Source organism: Streptomyces sp. NPDC046862 (assembly GCF_040704615.1).
Taxonomy (GTDB): domain Bacteria; phylum Actinomycetota; class Actinomycetes; order Streptomycetales; family Streptomycetaceae; genus Streptomyces.
Genome location: NZ_JBEYXP010000063.1, coordinates 21617 through 37567 on the forward strand (window position 1 = coordinate 21617; position 15951 = coordinate 37567).

Annotated in this window: 11 protein-coding genes and 1 pseudogene; 4 read left to right on the top strand and 8 right to left on the bottom strand. The window is 72.3% G+C overall.

The features are described 5' to 3' along the window. Positions 1–16: 16 nt before the first annotated feature. The 4 genes and pseudogenes from AB0959_RS44760 to AB0959_RS44775 form a co-directional block, all read right to left on the bottom strand. The gene (locus tag AB0959_RS44760) at positions 17–3514 is read right to left on the bottom strand and encodes an SAV_2336 N-terminal domain-related protein (RefSeq protein ID WP_366832642.1); all 3498 of its coding nucleotides are present in this window, start codon (positions 3512–3514) and stop codon (positions 17–19) included. Positions 3515–3521: 7 nt separating this feature from the next. Further along, positions 3522–4547 carry a MoxR family ATPase gene (locus AB0959_RS44765; protein WP_366832643.1) on the bottom strand — a complete coding sequence of 342 codons (1026 nt, stop codon included), beginning with the start codon at positions 4545–4547 and terminating at the stop codon, positions 3522–3524. 133 nt (positions 4548–4680) lie between these two features. Beyond that, entirely contained in the window at positions 4681–7122 is a 2442-nt protein-coding gene (locus tag AB0959_RS44770; RefSeq protein WP_366832644.1) for a trypsin-like peptidase domain-containing protein, read from the bottom strand. 353 nt (positions 7123–7475) lie between these two features. Then, positions 7476–7838, bottom strand: a pseudogene (locus AB0959_RS44775) (CU044_2847 family protein); the annotation flags it as partial. Between the two features lie 243 nt (positions 7839–8081). Between AB0959_RS44775 and AB0959_RS44780 the strand changes: the two are divergent. The 3 genes from AB0959_RS44780 (at position 8082) to AB0959_RS44790 (ending at position 10571) form a co-directional block, all read left to right on the top strand. Then, entirely contained in the window at positions 8082–8261 is a 180-nt protein-coding gene (locus tag AB0959_RS44780) for a DUF6104 family protein (RefSeq protein ID WP_366832645.1), read from the top strand. A gap of 230 nt (positions 8262–8491) precedes the next feature. Then, positions 8492–9445 carry a DUF4097 family beta strand repeat-containing protein gene (locus AB0959_RS44785; protein WP_366832646.1) on the top strand — a complete coding sequence of 318 codons (954 nt, stop codon included), beginning with the start codon at positions 8492–8494 and terminating at the stop codon, positions 9443–9445. A 1-nt stretch (position 9446) separates the two neighbouring features. Then, positions 9447–10571, top strand: coding sequence for a helix-turn-helix transcriptional regulator (locus AB0959_RS44790; protein ID WP_366832647.1), 1125 nt, complete (start codon positions 9447–9449; stop codon positions 10569–10571). A 93-nt stretch (positions 10572–10664) separates the two neighbouring features. Here AB0959_RS44790 and AB0959_RS44795 read toward each other — a convergent pair whose 3' ends face one another. From AB0959_RS44795 to AB0959_RS44810, 4 genes are all read right to left on the bottom strand, one after another. Then, positions 10665–11237, bottom strand: a complete 573-nt coding sequence (locus AB0959_RS44795; RefSeq protein ID WP_366832648.1) for a Clp protease N-terminal domain-containing protein — start codon at positions 11235–11237, stop codon at positions 10665–10667. Continuing rightward, positions 11237–11446 (bottom strand): helix-turn-helix domain-containing protein, encoded by a 210-nt coding sequence (locus AB0959_RS44800; RefSeq protein WP_366832649.1) that lies wholly within the window; start codon positions 11444–11446, stop codon positions 11237–11239. Before AB0959_RS44800 ends, AB0959_RS44795 begins: the two co-directional genes overlap by 1 nt. A gap of 141 nt (positions 11447–11587) precedes the next feature. Then, positions 11588–12553, bottom strand: coding sequence for a zinc-binding dehydrogenase (locus AB0959_RS44805; RefSeq protein ID WP_366832650.1), 966 nt, complete (start codon positions 12551–12553; stop codon positions 11588–11590). 502 nt (positions 12554–13055) lie between these two features. Further along, on the bottom strand, positions 13056–14288 hold the full coding sequence (locus tag AB0959_RS44810) for an NADP-dependent malic enzyme (RefSeq protein ID WP_366832651.1): 1233 nt from the start codon (positions 14286–14288) through the stop codon (positions 13056–13058). Between the two features lie 665 nt (positions 14289–14953). On the opposite strand from AB0959_RS44810, the gene AB0959_RS44815 reads away from it, so the two are divergent. Next, a complete protein-coding gene (locus AB0959_RS44815) occupies positions 14954–15913 on the top strand; it encodes an ABC transporter substrate-binding protein (protein ID WP_366832652.1) in 960 nt (319 codons plus the stop codon). Positions 15914–15951: the final 38 nt, after the last annotated feature.

Consider the following 15951-nt stretch of genomic DNA (forward strand, 5'->3'; position numbering starts at 1 on the left):
CCTTCCCTCTCCCCTGTCACTCCAGCTCCGCCAGCCGCTGCGCCGTCTGCCGCGCCGTCGGCTCGCCCGTGCCCACCATGTCGTCCGGCAGCCGTGCCCACTCGGCCCGGGCGGAACGGTAGGCCTCGCGGGCGGCGCGTGGGCGGGCGCCCGCTTCGTAGGACATACCCCGCCAGTGGTGTGCCTGCGCACCGAGCTCCACGGCTTCCTGGCGCCGGCGGTCGGTCTCGGCCACGTCCTCGGCCTCGCGGGCGGACTCCGCGGCGCTGCGGAACGCGTCCACCGCCTCGTCGAGACGGGCCGGGCGGCCCAGGCTCTGGTACGCCTCGAATTGGGCCTGGCCCAGTTCGAGCCAGCAGTGGGCCGCCAGGAGGGCGTCGGCCGCGTCGGCCGCCGCCAGCCCGAAGAGGTGCTCGGCCTCGCGCAGGTCGACACGGTCGCCCCGGCCGCGGTACCGCAGCATCAGGGCGCGGCCGAGCAGCAGGAGACGGTGCGCCAGCCGGGCGCTGCCCGCGGGGGTCTCCCTACGGCAGTCGCGCAGGACGCGGATCGCGCGCGACAGGGGGTCCTGGGCGCGGGCGACGCCGGTCTGCAGGCTCGCCAGGCGCAGCAGTGCCTCCCCCCATTCGGCGAGCACGTCGGCGTGGGCCGGGGCGTCCCGGGGCATGCGGTGGGTGGCCTCGCCGAACCGGTCGGCGGCGTCCTGGAGTTCGCGTGGGTCGCCCGAGTCGGCGTACCGGGCCACGTGGATGCGCCCGGCGCGCACCAGCAGCGCGGCGCGCAGGCCCTGTTCGCGAGTGACGGCGAGTGCCTCGTCGACGCGGGCCCGGGCGTCGTCCAGGTCGCCGCCCGCCCTGAGGAGAGCGTCGACCAGGTCGAGCAGGACGCGGACGCGGTCGCGTGCCGTCTCCGGGGTGGCCGTGCCGTCGTCCACGGCCGCCTCCAGCGCCGCGCGCAGCGACTGGGCGCCCTGTTCCGCGTACCCGCGGGCCTGCTCGGGGTCGGCCGTGGCGCCGGACAGGCGGAGCAGGATCCGGCCGTGGGCGAGCGGGAGTTCGGGCGGGCGCTCGCCGCGGTCGGGCCAGGCGTCGGCGAACGCCTCCAGCATGCCGGCCGCGCCCTGGAGCAGCGCGCTGTCGCCGCCGAGGAGCCACTGTGTCTCCAGGGCGCCCACTCGTTCCAGAGTGAGCCGCAGCGCCTCCTTGTCGTCGTCGAGGTGGGGATCGGCGCAGGCCACCGCGTACTCCCGGTCGGCGCGCCGCAGCAGGTCGAGTGCGCCCCGTCGGTCGCCGTGGCGCCTGCGGTCGGTGGCGGCCGAGCGCAGCACCCGGGCGAGGACGGCCCGTTCGCGTACGGCGCCGGGGTGCGCCACCGCCTGTTCGGCCGCCGTCTCCGCCTCGCGCAGCAGGTCGGCGCCGCCCTGCACCTCCCACAGGCGCAGCGCGCAGTGGGCGTACTCGGCCCACAGCTCGGGATCCCGGTCCGTGGGCTGCTCGTGCTGGGTGGCGCCGCGCAGGAGCTGCACCGCGTCGATCAGGTCCTGGACCATGCCCTCACGGTCGAAGCGGGCGACCAGGTCGCGGGCCCGGTTCACGGCCTGGTGCGTGGGCCGCTCCTCGACCGCTCCGGTGCGCTCCCTGCTGCCGTACAGCGCCAGTTGCCGGGGCAGCGGCATGAACTGTTCCAGGACCCGGGCTGCCACCTCCGCGAAGGGCTGCGGGACGAGGGCCGTCGCGCCGTTGAACCCGTTCTCGATGGTCCCGCCGGGGTAGCCGTCGCCGGGCGCGTACGGGCGTCCGGCCGCGCCGTCACCGCCGCCGTCACCACCCCCGCCGTCACCGTCGCCGTCGCCTTCGCCGAGCTGGGCGAGGGCGAGGGCCGGGAAGTTGGGGCCGCCCTTGCCGAAGCGCTGTTCGATGTACTGCGAGCAGTGCTTGAGGACCAGCATGGCCTCGTCCCGGGCCAGCGGGGACAGCAGCGACTCCTGCACGCCCGGCGCGAACTCGTACCACTGGGCGCCGTCCGTCCCGTAGTTCTGCCTGGCACGCGTGAGCAGGCCGCTGAGCAGGACCTCGGCCAGTTCGGACGGACCGGAGTCGGGCAGCATCGTCCGCTGCACGAGCTGCATCACCGGCAGGCAGAGCGGGGCCGCCGCCAGGTAGACGGCGAGGCGGCCGGCGGCCGGGGACGCCGTGGAGCGGAACCGGCTGACCAGTTCGAGCGGGGAGGGGCGGCGGCCGGGACGCGCCGCCGGTGCGTGGGGCTGGTCCGCGCGCACCCAGCCGACCGCACCGGCCACCGGGCCCGCGCCCGCCCCGGACAGCAGCCGCGCCCAGGCTCCGAGCGCCACCGGCTCCGGGGGCAGCACGGGCACGGGGAGCGCGCCCTTGCGGTGCTCCGGTGTCCCTCCGCGAGCCGTGCGCACGCGCAGCGCGGCGGCGCCGCCCAGGGCCTCGCCCCGGGTCAGCTCGCCGTAGGTGACGGGCAGCCGGGTGCGGTTCCACATGCGTTGCGGCAGCGGCTGGAGGACGGCGGCGGGGGCCTGCCGGGACAGGTGGTGCAGCAGCCGGTGGGCCTGGCCGCTGTGCCAGAGCGGGCCCGCGCAGTCGCTGACGAGGAGGGTGATCCGGCGTCCGGTGGGGTCGCTCAGCCGGTCCGTGGAGTGCAGGGGCGCCGCGTACACCTCCGGGCTGCGGCTGACGGCCGGCGCGCCGTCCGGGCCCTGGTGGAGATGGCTGACCTGGATGTCCCAGAAGGCGCCCAACTGGCCGAAGACCTGCTCCAGTTCGGCGAACATCCGGTCCCAGACGCGCATCGACGACGAGGCGTCCATGACCAGTTGCAGCCGTGCGTCGGCGCGGGTCACCGCCCGGTGGACCGGCAGGATCAGCCCTCCGGCCCGCGCGCTCAGCTCGGCCGTGGCGGTCTCGTCGAGCACCTTGCGCAGCGGCGGCGCGGCGCTCCGGTAGCCCTGCAACGGCCGTAATGCGCGCTGGAGTTCGAGTGGAGCGGGGAAGGCGGGGGCCGCGGGAACCCCGATCGGCAGCGCAGTCGTCCGGACCGAACCGCCGGCGCGCGGCGCACCGTGCTGCGGCACCGGATACAGGGCCACGCGCCGGTCACCCTCCCCGTCGTACGGCTGGGGCCGCACAGGCGCGGGAGGGGGCGAGGGGTCCGGTTCGCCGGGGGCCGTCAGGGCGCCGGGGGTCGTCGTACCCGACCCCCCGGGGTCGAGGCCGGGTGGGGCGGGCGGCTCGGTCTCCTCGTCACCGTGCGCGGATCGCGTCCAGCGGGCGAGCCACAGGGCGTCGCACAGCGCCTCCCCGTCGGGGTCGAGGCCGATCTCCCTGAGCCGGACGATCAGTTCGGCCATCGGGTCGTCCTCGGGCGCGAACGTGTCGTCCCCCGGCACGATCGTGTCGTCCCCGGGCACGACGGAATGTCCGGGGTCGGGGCCCTCGCCGGGTGTCTCCCCGGAGTGGCCCGGACCGTGGCGCGCCGCAGCGTCGGGCATCAGCGCGTCACCTCGGGCGGTCGAGTCGCTGGATGAGCAGGTCGGCCAGTCGGTCGCGGCTGGTCGGGGCCGCCGCGTCGGTGAGGTAGATCGCGTTCAACAGCTGGTCGGCGGCGAGGAGTTCGCTGCGGGAGCGTTCCAGGAAGTGGGTGATCAGGTCGTCACCGCGGCGCGCGGCCTCGTCGCCGAGGTGGGCGCGTACGAAGGTGGCGAGCCGTTTGTGGTCCGGCCGGCCGAGCTCCAGGTGGATGCAGCGGCGCATCAGCGGGGCGGGGAAGTCACGTTCCCCGTTGCTGGTGAGCACGACGAAGGGGAAGGCGCGGCAGCGCACCCGGCCGTCGCGCACCCGCACCTTGGTGCCGTCGGCGGTGAGCACCTCGGCCTCCCCGTCCGGCAGCCGGTCGGCGACGCGCTCCAGTTCGGGGATGGCGAACTCGCCCTCCTCCAGCACGTTGAGCAGGTCGTTCGGCAGGTCGATGTCGCTCTTGTCGAGCTCGTCGATGAGCAGGACGCGGGGTGTGTCGGACGGCAGCAGGGCCGTACCGAGAGGGCCGAGGCGGATGTAGCTGCCGATGCCCTCGACCGCTCCGGGGCTGCCCGCCGCGCTTCCGAACCCGCCCTGCGCGGCGATCTGCACGTCCTGGAGCCGGGCGATGGCGTCGTAGTGGTAGAGGCCGTCCTGGAGCGTGGAGCGGCTGACGATGGACCACTTGAGGACGTCGCCCAGGCCCAGTTCGTACGCGACGGAGTGGGCGAGCGTGCTCTTTCCGGCGCCGGGGCTGCCGGTGACCAGGAGGGGGCGGCGCAGATAGAGCGCCGCGTTGATCATCTCGAGTTCCTCGGCTCCGGGCCGGTGCAGCTCGGCGAGGTCCCGGTGCGTGCCGAGCCGGCGGTTCCGGGAGCCGTCCGCACCGGGTCCGGCGGTCTCCCGGCTCGCGAAGTCGCGCCACGGCGGGGGCGGGGGAAGCCGGTCCATACCGTCGTGGGGTTCGCCGGCGCCTCGGTAGATGAGCCACTCACTGGATTCGGTCATGGTCCGGTCCTCGTCGTCACTCGTCCGTCCCTGGCAGCCGTCGAACATGCGTTACGGTCCGTCGAACGTGCATCACCGTATCGACCCGCACGAAGCCTGGTAAGTGCCCGGCGGGCTCCGGGACTTGGTGAGGTCATGGAGCCTCCAGCAGGTCACCGTCGCTACCGGGCAGGGGGTGGTGCGGATCGTCGTAGAGCAGCGCGATGCCCTCGGCCCAGAACGTCTCCGTACGCCCCGCGCGCACCCCGGCGCGCAGCGTGCGCACCAGCTCGGGGAGCCGGTCGGCGCCACCCGCGACCGCGACCGTGTCGCCCGCCCTGCGGTGGAACTCGCCGCACACGGCGTCCCGTCCACCCCTCCAGCGCCGCCACAGGGCCACGCCGAAGCCACCGTGCACGACCCGGACGAGCGCCGTCATGTCGTCCTCGAAGCGCTGGTCGCCGTAGCGGCACAGCACCGGGACGGCACCGTGGTGCAGGCCGCGCAGCCCGCTCATGGTCGGTACGGGTACCCGTAAGCCGTCGTCGCAGTCCAGGACTTCCGCCTTGGCGGTGTGCGCGTGCACCCAGTGCCAGCGGGACGCGCGCTCGTCGTGCGCGTCGTGCAAGCTGTGTGCGTCGTGCAGGCCGTTTGCGTCGTGCAGGCCGTGTCCTTGGTGCGTGTCAGGTGTGGCGCGCGGGTCGTCGCCGTAGGACCGGTCCTGCTCGAACGGCCAGGGATCTCCGCCGTCGAGCGGCTGTTCACGGTCGGCGCTGCGTACGACGACGGGGCGGTCCGTGCCCAGCGGCGGCTCATCGGGGGCCAACTGCCAGGCGTCCACGGCGAGTCCGAGCAGCGCGTGGGGCAGCGCCACCTGGAGGACCGCGGGCCGCGCGTCCTCGTCACAGCGGCGGAACGCCTCTGCCAGGGCTCCGGCGAGGCGCTCGGGGAGTCTCTCCAGGGGAACCTGCTCGGCCTCGTCGAGGCGCTCGATCTCCCCGTCGGGGTGCACCACGGAGACCCGCCAGTCGCAGTGGTAGCGCTGCCATCCGCGCTCGAGGAGTTCGAGCAGCGCGGACCGGCGGAGCGCACCGCCGGCCAGCGCCTCCTCGTGCTCCCTGCGCGCCGGGTCGGAACCCTCCTCCCATCGCCCGGGCCCCGCCTGCCCGCCCGTGCTGTCTTCGGGCGCGGGCCACGGCCGACCCCGGGGCGCGGTCGGTTCTCCGGGATGTACGGCCGGGGTTCCCGGAGGCAGGAGTCCTGCGGGGCCCGGCTGTCCCCGCCAGTGCCCTCCGGACGGCGGGCGCGATGTCTGCGACCGCTGAGGCCCCTGAGGCCCCTGAGGCCCCTGAGGCCCCTGAGATCCTTGATACCCCTGTGCCACCGGCGACCTCTGCCGCAGCCACTCCATCCTCAGCTGCGCGAACCTGAGCCGGTGCTTCGGGGAGAGGCGCTGGGCGGCCTGCCGCACCCACTCCCACAGGGCGTGTTCGGCGTCCGGGGTGCCGGGCGTCGAGAACGGGCGCTCGGCGAACAGGGCCCCCACCACGTAGTCGAGCACGAGCTTCAGCGCACCGTCCTGGCGCGCGCTCGCGTACAGCGCGCCGAGACCGTCACGCCAGCCGCGCGGCGCCGGTGGCGGAACGGCGGCCTCGTGGTCCGGCAGGGAGTCGAGGATGTCGAGCAGGCCGCGGGTGCTGACCGGTGGCGGGAGGTCCGCGAGGCGGCCGAGCAGCTCGACGCGCTCGTCCGGGCTGAGGGTGCGCCCCGGGCGAGCGCGGAGCTGGCTCTGGGCGTCGGCCCAGGTGGGGCGGACGGAGTCGGCGTGCCGCTGCCTGTCGCGGTGGTAGCGGTCGTGCGCGTGCAGGACCGCCTGGTACAGGTCGTCGTGCTCGGCGCGCGTCCCGTCCCGCGGCACCGGCAGCGTCCGTAACTGCTCGATCCCCACGGAGGTGCCCCCGCTGCCGCGGTCCGACCGGGACTTCAGGATGCCGATGACCTCGCCGCGCTCGGGGTCGACCACCGGCCCCCCGGAGACGCCCAGGGGCAGGTCGTTGTCCCCCAGCCGCATCTGCACCCCCGCCGACGCGCCACGCACCCCGCCGTGCACCGAGAGCGGCCCGTCCAGGAGCACCAACTGGCCGCCCAGCACGGTCCAGCCGGCGTGGAGCACCTTGCTCTCGCTGTAATACACCGCGGGCCGCTCGGAGACGTACACGCACTCGTGGTCGACGGGTTCGCGGAGCCGCACGAGGGCGAGGTCCGGAGCCGGCCAGCTGCCCTGTGCGGGGACCCCGGCATGCTCCGGGAGGGTGGCCGCCACCACTCCGGCGACAGCGGACATGCCGCGGCCCGGGCCGGTCTCGTGGACCACGGTGACCTCGCCCCCCTTCCCGCTCCTCGGCACGTGCGCGCAGGTCAGAACCCAGTTCGGCGCGACGAAGAAGCCGCTGCCGAGAAACGTCCCGGGCTCGTCGAGGGCATACCCGACCCCCGCCCGATGGATGCGCACGGTCGCGGCCATGACGAGTTCACGGAGCGCACGGTGGGCGTCGCCGAACCCGTCCGATGCGCCCGGGGCGTGCCCGTCGGTCATACCCCACTCCCCGTGGAGGGAGCGCCCCCGCCTCCGTGCACCGAAGCGCCGGGAGACGCGCCCGCGCGCGCAGCCCCGGGCGACTCACCCCGTGCCGCCTCCGGCCCGGAAGCGGCCGGGCCGCAAGTGGCCGAGCCAGAAGCTGCCGGGCCAGAAGCTGCCGAGCCGCGAGCGGTCGAGCGGGGGGCGGACGGGTCGTGACCGGGCGGGCCCGTGCCGGACGTCCCAGAAACGGACGGGCCCTGGTCGGACGAGCCCGTGCCGGACGCACCAGCGACGGACAGGCCGTGACCAGGCAGGCCGGCGCCGGACGCACCAGAGACAGAAGAGCTCTGAACGGGCAGGCCGGAAGCAGGTGCGTCCGGGTCAGGCGGCCCGCCGTTCCAGGTCAGCGTGACCTTGATGCCCGCCTTGGCCTCGCCGTCCGCCAGCAGACCGACGACCTTGCCCGCCTTCGCCGTCAGCTCGATCCCGAACTCGACGCTGACCTCGTCCGGGCGGACCGCCCGCAACGGTTCGGCCAGCGAGCGCGCGACACTCGTGACGACCGCCTGCAGGCTCTCGACCTGCGCCTCCACGCGGTCGGCGAACCCGGTGTCGGTGTAGGACAGCTCCCCGGACGGCACGGCCAGCTCCCCGGCCCCCGATATCCGGGCCCACACGGGCGTCCCGTCCGGCATCTCGATCCGCGCGACGCGCGTCACCGCGTCCTCCATGACATCCCCCGTTCCCCCGAGCCCCGTGGTCCCGCCCGCCCGTTGCGCAGGCCAGTGACAGGCCAGCGGCAGGCCAGTGGCGTGATGGTCGGCGCGCGAGGACGCCTCGGGCGCCTCGCTCCGCCGCCTATCCTTTTCCTTGGCTTCTCTCACGGGAAGTCCTCGCCCTGTCTTCCCGTAGGGGAAGAGTTCTTCCCGCGAGGGACGATTCCCACCCTTCACAGAACCAACGGAGCACGATCCATGTACTTCACCGACCGCGGCATCGAGGAACTGGAGAAGCGGCGCGGCGAGGAAGAGTTCACCTTCGAGTGGCTCGCCGAGCAGCTGCGGACGTTCGTCGACCTGAACCCGGACTTCGAGGTACCGGTGGAGCGGCTGGCCACGTGGCTGGCACGGCTGGACGACGAGGAAGACGAGTAAGTCGGGCGGGCGTCAAGCCTCCCCTCGGCGCGCCCTCGCACCACGACTCACACATCGCTCCCACATGACGGCATTTTGTCCTCATTCACCCCAGCGCACCCCCCTTCGCACCCCCTTCGCACTCCACAGGATCACCAGAACGAGCGCCTTGACTTTCCATGACCGCGATATATCGTGAATAGCGAAAGACGCGATATGGCGCGTCGCCGCCGGTCGAGGAGGTCAGCACCATGTCCGAGTGGTCCGTCACCGAGCCGCGGAAGCTCACGTTCGACGACCCAGTGACGGCGCTCCACGTGCGCATCGTCAATGGAACGGTGAACGTCGTGGGCACGGACGAGGGTTCCCCCCGCCTGGAGGTGTCCGCCATCGAGGGCCCACCCCTGACGGTGACGCAGAAGGACGGCACCTTGACGGTCGCGTACGACGACCTCCCCTGGAAGGGCTTCCTGAAGTGGCTCGACCGCAAGGGATGGCGGCGAAACGTGGTGGTCTCCCTGGCCGTCCCGGCCCGCACCCACGTCGAGTTTGGCGTCATCGGCGCCACAGCCGTCGTCTCCGGGCTCGACGGGCGCACGGAGGTGAAGGGCGTCTCGGGCGACACGACCCTGGTCGGCCTCTCGGGCCCGGTACGCGCGACGACGGTCTCGGGGAACGTGGAGGCCCAGGCCGTCACCGGCGACCTGCGGATGAACTCCGTCTCCGGTGACCTGACGGTCATCGAGGCCTCCTGCCCGACCGTGAAGGCCGAATCGGTGAGCGGCTCGATCATCCTCGACATCGATCCCACCAGCAGCCCGGCGGACGTCGGCCTCACCAGCATCTCCGGTGAGATCGCCATCCGGCTCGCCCACCCCGCGGACGCGGAGGTCGAGGCGAACACCGCGAGCGGCACGATCTCCAACGCCTTCGACGACCTCAGGGTCAGCGGCCCCTGGGGTGCCCACAAGATCACCGGCCGCCTGGGCGAGGGCAACGGCAGGCTCAGGGCGACGACGATCTCCGGCTCGATCGCCCTCCTCCGCAGGCCCCCGTCGGAGGACGAGCCGTGGGACACGACCCCGGCGACCTCCCCCCGTTCTTCGAACTCGGCCAACCCGCCGGAACCGGAAGATCCGATACCGGCAGGCAGCGCCTCCGGAGAGAATGCGTCCGACGGCACGACCGACAAGAAGGTGCTCTGACATGCCCCCCGTCTTCGCCCACGGACGCCTCCGCCTCTACTTGCTGAAGCTGCTGGACGAGGCTCCGCGCCACGGCTACGAGGTGATCCGCCTCCTGGAAGAGCGCTTCCAGGGCCTCTACGCACCGTCGGCGGGCACGGTCTACCCGCGCCTGGCCAAGCTGGAGGCCGAGGGTCTGGTCACGCACACCACCGAGGGCGGCCGCAAGGTGTACGCGATCACGGACGCGGGCCGCGCCGAGCTGGCCGACCGCAGCGGCGAGCTGGCCGATCTGGAGCTGGAGATCCGCGAGTCGGTGGCGGAGCTGGCCGCGGAGATCCGTGCCGATGTCCGGGGCGCGGCGGGCGACCTGCGTCGCGAGATGCGCGCCGCCGCCTCCGAGGCCCGCAAGGGCACCAGGAGCGGGCATGGAGAGCACGGCCCGCTCGGCGAGTTCGGTGACTACGCCGACAAGGAGGCCTGGCGCACCGCGAAGGAGGAGATGCGCCGCGTCAAGCAGGAGTGGAAGGAGCAGGCCCGCCGGGCGAAGGACGAGAGCCGTCGGGCCCGCGAGGAGGCCCAGCAGGCCCGCCGACAGGCCAAGGAGGCCCAGGAGCACGCCCGCACGGAGGCGCAGGAGGAGTTCCAGCGCATCGCCAAGCGGGTCCAGGAACAGGTCCAGGACCACTTCGCGCGGGGCGACTGGCCGACCGGCGTACGCGAGGGCCTGTCCGAACTGGCCAAGGAGTTCGGCGATTTCGGCAAGGACTTCGGGAAGGACTTCGGCTTCGGCCGCCCAGGGGCGACGTCCGGCACGGACACGGACATGGGGACGAGCCCGGGCGCGGAGACGGGCACGGGCGCGGAGACGGGCACGGCACGGTCGGCCACAGCCGCCACGCCGCCCCCTGAGTACACGACCACTCCGGACACCTTCCCCGCCGAGTACGAGCCCGTCTGGGCCCACGAGGCCCCCACGGGCCAGCCCGCCCGTGACCTCGACCGCCTCCTCGACCGCTTCCGTGACGACATCCGCGACGCGGCCCGCGACCACGGTGTCACGGAGGACCAACTCAGCGAGGCCCGCCGCCGCTTGTCCACGGCGGCGGCCCATATCGGAGCGGCATTGCGAGCGCCCAGGGGGTGAGGCGTCGCGGGTGGCGCGTGCGGTAATGGGTGCGGTGCTGGGTGCGGGTGCCGGCCGCGGACCCGAGGCCCCAGGGGCCGGGAGCCGGGGATCTCAGCCGGCCTTGGCCTCCCCCTCGCCGCCCCACAGCACCCGCTCCACCGCCGCGTACGTCACCCCGTGATCCGCGAGAACCTCGGCGGGGACTCCCGGGCGGGCCGTGAGGGCCAGAAGGAGGTGCTCGTCCCCGATATGACGGTCGCGATGAGCCAGGGCGAGGCGGAGGGACTGGGACAGCAGTTCCCTGGCGCCTCGCGCGAAGGAACGGCGACCGAACCACCTGCCGCCCCTCCCCGCATCCGTCCCGGACTCCAACGCCCCGACCCCATGGGCCTCTTCGACGCGGAAGACGATCTGCGTCAGGTCGATGCCGAGGCCGGAGAGCGCCTCGGCGTCGGCGCGGGACAGGCCGCCACGGCGGCGGGCCTCGGCGAGCGCGCGCTCCACGGAGCCCCGCCGCTCGGCCAGGCCCAGGGCGTCCAGGGCGAACGCGGCGCGGCTCGCCTCCCGGTCGAGCAGCGAGAGCAGCAGGTGCTCCTCGTCGACCATGTCCGCGCGAGAACGCTCGGCGTGCTCGACCGCGCCCAGGACGACGGCGCGGGCGTCCTTCGTGAACCGTTCGAACATCACTGCCTCCCGTACTTCTTGTGCACGGCCTGCCTGCTGACTCCGAGTTCAGCGGCGATCTCCTGCCACGACCACCCCTGATGACGCGCACTGCGCACCTGAACCGCCTCCAGCTGCTCCAGCAGCCTCCGCAGTGCGGCGACCGCCCGCAGTCCGATCCGCGGATCACGGTCACCCGCACGCGCTGCGAGATCCGTTGCTTCGGTCATGACGTCAACCTAAGTTGACGAGACGGGAATGTCAACCCTGGTTGACATCCTCTCCCTCCTCCTGGCACACGAAAGGCGGGCCCGACAGTGTCGAGCCCGCCTTTCACGAGGTCACCCGCGGAGCAGGGACCCCTCAGTCCTTCAAGGAGTCGTCAGCACGATCTTCCCGAACAGGTCACCGGCCTCCAGCCGCTCGAAGCCCTCCCGTGCGCGGTCCAGGGGCAGCACCTCGTCGATCACGGGCCGCACGCCCGTCGCCGCGCAGAAGGACAGCAGATCCTCCAGCTCGTCCTTCGTGCCCATCGTGGAGCCGACCACCTTCAGCTCCAGGAAGAAGATGCGGGTGAGTTCGGCGTGGGAGGGACGGTCGCCGCTGGTGGCACCCGAGATGACGAGCGTGCCACCGGGCTTCAGGGACTTCAAGGAGTGGGACCAGGTCGCGGCGCCCACGGTCTCGATGACGGCGTCGACGCGCTCCGGAAGCCTCGCCCCCGACTCCACCGCCTCCACCGCGCCCAGTTCCACGGCTCGCTTGCGCTTCGCCTCGTCACGGCTGGTGGCGAACATCCGAAGTCCGGCGGCCTTGCCCAGCACGATGGCCGCCGTGGCCACGCCACCTCCGGCCCCCTGCACGAGCACCGAGTCGCCCGGCCGCACACCCGCGTTGGTGAAGAGCATGCGATACGCCGTCAGCCACGCCGTGGGCAGACAGGCCGCCTCCTCGAACGACAGCTCCTTGGGCTTCTTCAGCACGTTCCACGTGGGTACGGCGACGAGCTCGGCGAACGTTCCCTGGTAACGCTCGGTGAGGATGGAGCGGGGCTCGTGGGGGCCGACGCCATGGCCGCTCTGACCGATCACCGAGTGCAGCACGACCTCGTTGCCGTCCTCGTCCACACCCGCCGCGTCACAGCCGAGGATCATGGGCAGTTTGTCCTCGCCCAGTCCGACGCCTTTCAGGGACCACAGGTCGTGATGGTTCAGCGAGGCCGCCTTCACTCTCACGGTCGTCCAGCCGGGCCTCGGTTCGGGAGCCGGGCGCTCCCCCAACTCCAACCCGTGAAGGGGCTGGTCACGGTCAATCCGAGCAGCGTAAGCAGCGAACATGACCTTGACCCTAGGGCTCCGCCCGGGCCGAGGGGAACCAGCCCTGCCTGTGACGTGTCCCTCTGGCGGTTGGGCGAGGCCACTCGTCTGCCGGGCTCTGTTCGTGGTCGGCTGCGGGCGGTGCGTGGCTTGTCACGCAGTTCCCCGCCGCTCGCCTCCGGCGGTTGGGCGAGGCCACTCGTCTGCCGGGCTCTGTTCGTGGTCGGCTGCGGGCGGTGCGTGGCTTGTCACGCAGGTCCCCGCGCCCCTAAAAGCACGGGGCCGCACCCGGCGGCGTCCCTGCGTACCCGACAGCCGCCGTGTGCCGCTTCGTGGTCTCGGGCACGCCCCCGAAAGGGGCGCGGGGAACTGCGCGACCAGCCACGACGAACCCGCGGCCGCCCACGGACACAACCGGGCAGACGAGACCGACTGACCACTCCCCTGACACAAACCCAGAAAACAGTTCGGGCCCCGCCCAAGCAGACGGAGCCCGAACGAACACGGCGAACCCGCGGAGCGGCTAGCGGCGTGCCACGCCCTCCGCCCGGGCCGCCGCCGCGACCGCAGCGGTGACCGCCGGGGCGACCCGCTCGTCGAACGGCGACGGGATGACGTAGTCGGCCGCGAGGTCGTCACCGACGACCGACGCCAGCGCCTCCGCCGCGGCGATCTTCATGCCCTCGGTGATCCGCGAGGCCCGCACCTGCAGCGCCCCGGCGAAGATGCCGGGGAACGCCAGCACGTTGTTGATCTGGTTCGGGAAGTCGGACCGCCCGGTGGCGACCACGGCCGCGTACTTGTGGGCGACGTCCGGGTGCACCTCGGGGTTCGGGTTGGCCATGGCGAACACGAACGCCCCCTCGGCCATCGACGCCACCGCCGGCTCCGGCACCGTACCGCCGGACACGCCGATGAACACGTCCGCACCCGCCAGCGCCGCCTCCAGCGACCCCGACAGCCCGGACTTGTTCGTGATCTCCGCGAGCTCCCGCTTGACCGGGGTCAGGTCGTCCCGGTCGGCCGACACGACGCCCTTGCGGTCCGCGACCGAGACGTCCCCGATCCCGGCCCCCAGAAGCATCTTCGCGATGGCGACCCCGGCCGCGCCCGCACCCGAGATCACCGCCCGCAGGTCACCCAGCTCCCGCCCCGACAACCGCGCGGCGTTGCGCAGGGCCGCCAGGGTCACGACCGCCGTACCGTGCTGGTCGTCGTGGAAGACGGGAATGTCCAGCCGCTCCTGCAGCCGCCGCTCGATCTCGAAGCACCGCGGCGCCGAGATGTCCTCCAGGTTCACACCGCCGAACGAGGGCGCGAGCCGGACGACCGTCTCGACGATCTCGTCCACGTCCGTGCAGTCCAGCGCGATCGGCACGGCGTCGACGCCGCCGAACTGCTTGAACAGGATCGCCTTGCCCTCCATCACGGGGAGGGAGGCCTCCGGCCCGATGTCGCCGAGGCCGAGGACGGCGGTGCCGTCGGTCACCACGGCGACCACGGACGACTTCCAGGTGTAGTCGTGGACGAGGTCCGGCTGCTCGGCGATGGCGGTGCACACGCGGGCGACGCCGGGCGTGTAGGCGAGGGACAGGTCGTCCTTGTCGCGGACCGGCACGGTGGCCTGCACGGCCATCTTGCCGCCGCGGTGCAGCGCGAACGCGGGGTCGAAGGAATCGAGGGGCTCGCCCTCGCCTTCCTGGTCCGCGTTGCCGCCGCTGTTGTCGGTGCGAGGGTTCACGATCTCCGCTGCCATGTTCTGTTTACCCCTTAAGTCTTCATTGTTTGAGGGTGTCCACTCCCGGTCAGGGGTGGGCGGGCACCACGCAAAGGTCCCGACGACCTATACGGACGACACGGACGACCTGTACGCACGGACCTATACGCATGGACGGATGGCCGAATGGCCGATACGTACAGGCGGATGGCCGGATACGCACGGGCAATGCGCGACGGGCGCGCCGCACACGCGCCCTGGGCCCCGGATGAGGGGTGTAAGGAACCTTCTTACCGGACGGACGCCATCGGGGACGAGTCCATCACGCGAAGATCACACGCCGGAGACGTGAGGTGTGACCGGATTTGCCGACCCTGCGATCACGTCCGTGACATGTCACACAGCAACCGTCAACCGGCCGCGCACACGGGGGCTTCGCGTCCGACCGCATCCCGAGATGCACCGAAGATCTTCCGGCCGGAAGGGGGTATTCCCGCACGGCATTCGGCCCTGGCGGGCCATCCCGCGTCGGTTCGGGGGTCACCCGTTATCCGATTTTGACATATCCAGTCGCCTGAATGCCCAAGTCCGAATGGCAAGATGCCGTAATCACACAAGGTCGCCACACGCAAGGACGCGTGTTGTCGTCGACCAAACGGCACAACCGTTGTATCTCTCATCCACCCCAGCCGGAGGACACCACCATGACCGCAGGCAAGACCCGTCGTACCACCGCCATGCGCTCCCGGACAGCCGCGGTCGGAGCGATCGCGGTAACGGGCGCCCTGCTGCTCACCGGCTGCGGTGACCAGACCAAGGACAGCGGCAGTGACTCGGGGACCGCGAACACGAACTCCGCGCCGCTCGCCGACAAGCTGCCCGCGGACGTCCGCAAGGCGGGTGTCATCAAGGTCGGCTCGGACATCGCGTACGCGCCGGTCGAGTTCAAGGACGACTCGGGCAAGACGGCCGGAATCGACCCCGACCTGGCCGACGCCATGGGCAAGCAGCTCGGCGTGAAGTTCGAGTTCGAGAACGGCACCTTCGACACGCTGCTCGGCGGTCTGCGCTCCAAGCGCTACGACATAGCCATGTCGGCCATGACGGACACCAAGGACCGCCAGGAGGGTGTCGACTCCGAGACCGGCAAGAAGGTCGGCGAGGGTGTCGACTTCGTCGACTACTTCACCGCGGGCGTCTCGATCTACACCAAGAAGGGCAACACCCAGGGCATCAAGACCTGGGCGGACCTGTGCGGCAAGAAGCTGGTCGTCCAGCGCGGCACGGTCTCGCAGGACCTGGCCAAGTCCGAGGCGAAGAAGTGCCCCAAGGGCAAGCCCATGTCCGTCGAGGCCTTCGACAACGACCAGCAGGCCCAGACCCGGCTGCGCTCCGGCGGCGCGAACGCCGGCTCCTCCGACTTCCCGGTCGCCGCCTACGCGGTGAAGACCTCGGGCGGCGGCAAGGACTTCGAGATCGTGGGCGAGCAGGTCGAGGCGGCCCCGTACGGCATCGCGATCGCCAAGTCGAACACCGAGCTGCGGGACGCCATCAAGGCGGCCCTGGACGCCGTCATCGCCAACGGCGAGTACGACAAGATCATCAAGAAGTGGGGCGTCGTGGACGGCGCTGTCAAGGCGGCCACGCTCAACGGCGGCAAGTGAGCGCGTACTCCTCATCGCGTCACTGAAAGGCAACATCC

Bases quoted from the DNA above. Each gene is read 5' to 3' on its own strand.
- AB0959_RS44770 (WP_366832644.1), bottom strand. From the start codon at position 7,122: ATGACCGACGGGCACGCCCCGGGCGCATCGGACGGGTTCGGCGACGCC.
- AB0959_RS44790 (WP_366832647.1), top strand. From the start codon at position 9,447: ATGCCCCCCGTCTTCGCCCACGGACGCCTCCGCCTCTACTTGCTGAAG.
- AB0959_RS44760 (WP_366832642.1), bottom strand. From the start codon at position 3,514: ATGCCCGACGCTGCGGCGCGCCACGGTCCGGGCCACTCCGGGGAGACA.
- AB0959_RS44785 (WP_366832646.1), top strand. From the start codon at position 8,492: ATGTCCGAGTGGTCCGTCACCGAGCCGCGGAAGCTCACGTTCGACGAC.
- AB0959_RS44780 (WP_366832645.1), top strand. From the start codon at position 8,082: ATGTACTTCACCGACCGCGGCATCGAGGAACTGGAGAAGCGGCGCGGC.
- AB0959_RS44800 (WP_366832649.1), bottom strand. From the start codon at position 11,446: ATGACCGAAGCAACGGATCTCGCAGCGCGTGCGGGTGACCGTGATCCG.
- AB0959_RS44805 (WP_366832650.1), bottom strand. From the start codon at position 12,553: ATGTTCGCTGCTTACGCTGCTCGGATTGACCGTGACCAGCCCCTTCAC.
- AB0959_RS44765 (WP_366832643.1), bottom strand. From the start codon at position 4,547: ATGACCGAATCCAGTGAGTGGCTCATCTACCGAGGCGCCGGCGAACCC.
- AB0959_RS44815 (WP_366832652.1), top strand. From the start codon at position 14,954: ATGACCGCAGGCAAGACCCGTCGTACCACCGCCATGCGCTCCCGGACA.
- AB0959_RS44810 (WP_366832651.1), bottom strand. From the start codon at position 14,288: ATGGCAGCGGAGATCGTGAACCCTCGCACCGACAACAGCGGCGGCAAC.
- AB0959_RS44795 (WP_366832648.1), bottom strand. From the start codon at position 11,237: ATGTTCGAACGGTTCACGAAGGACGCCCGCGCCGTCGTCCTGGGCGCG.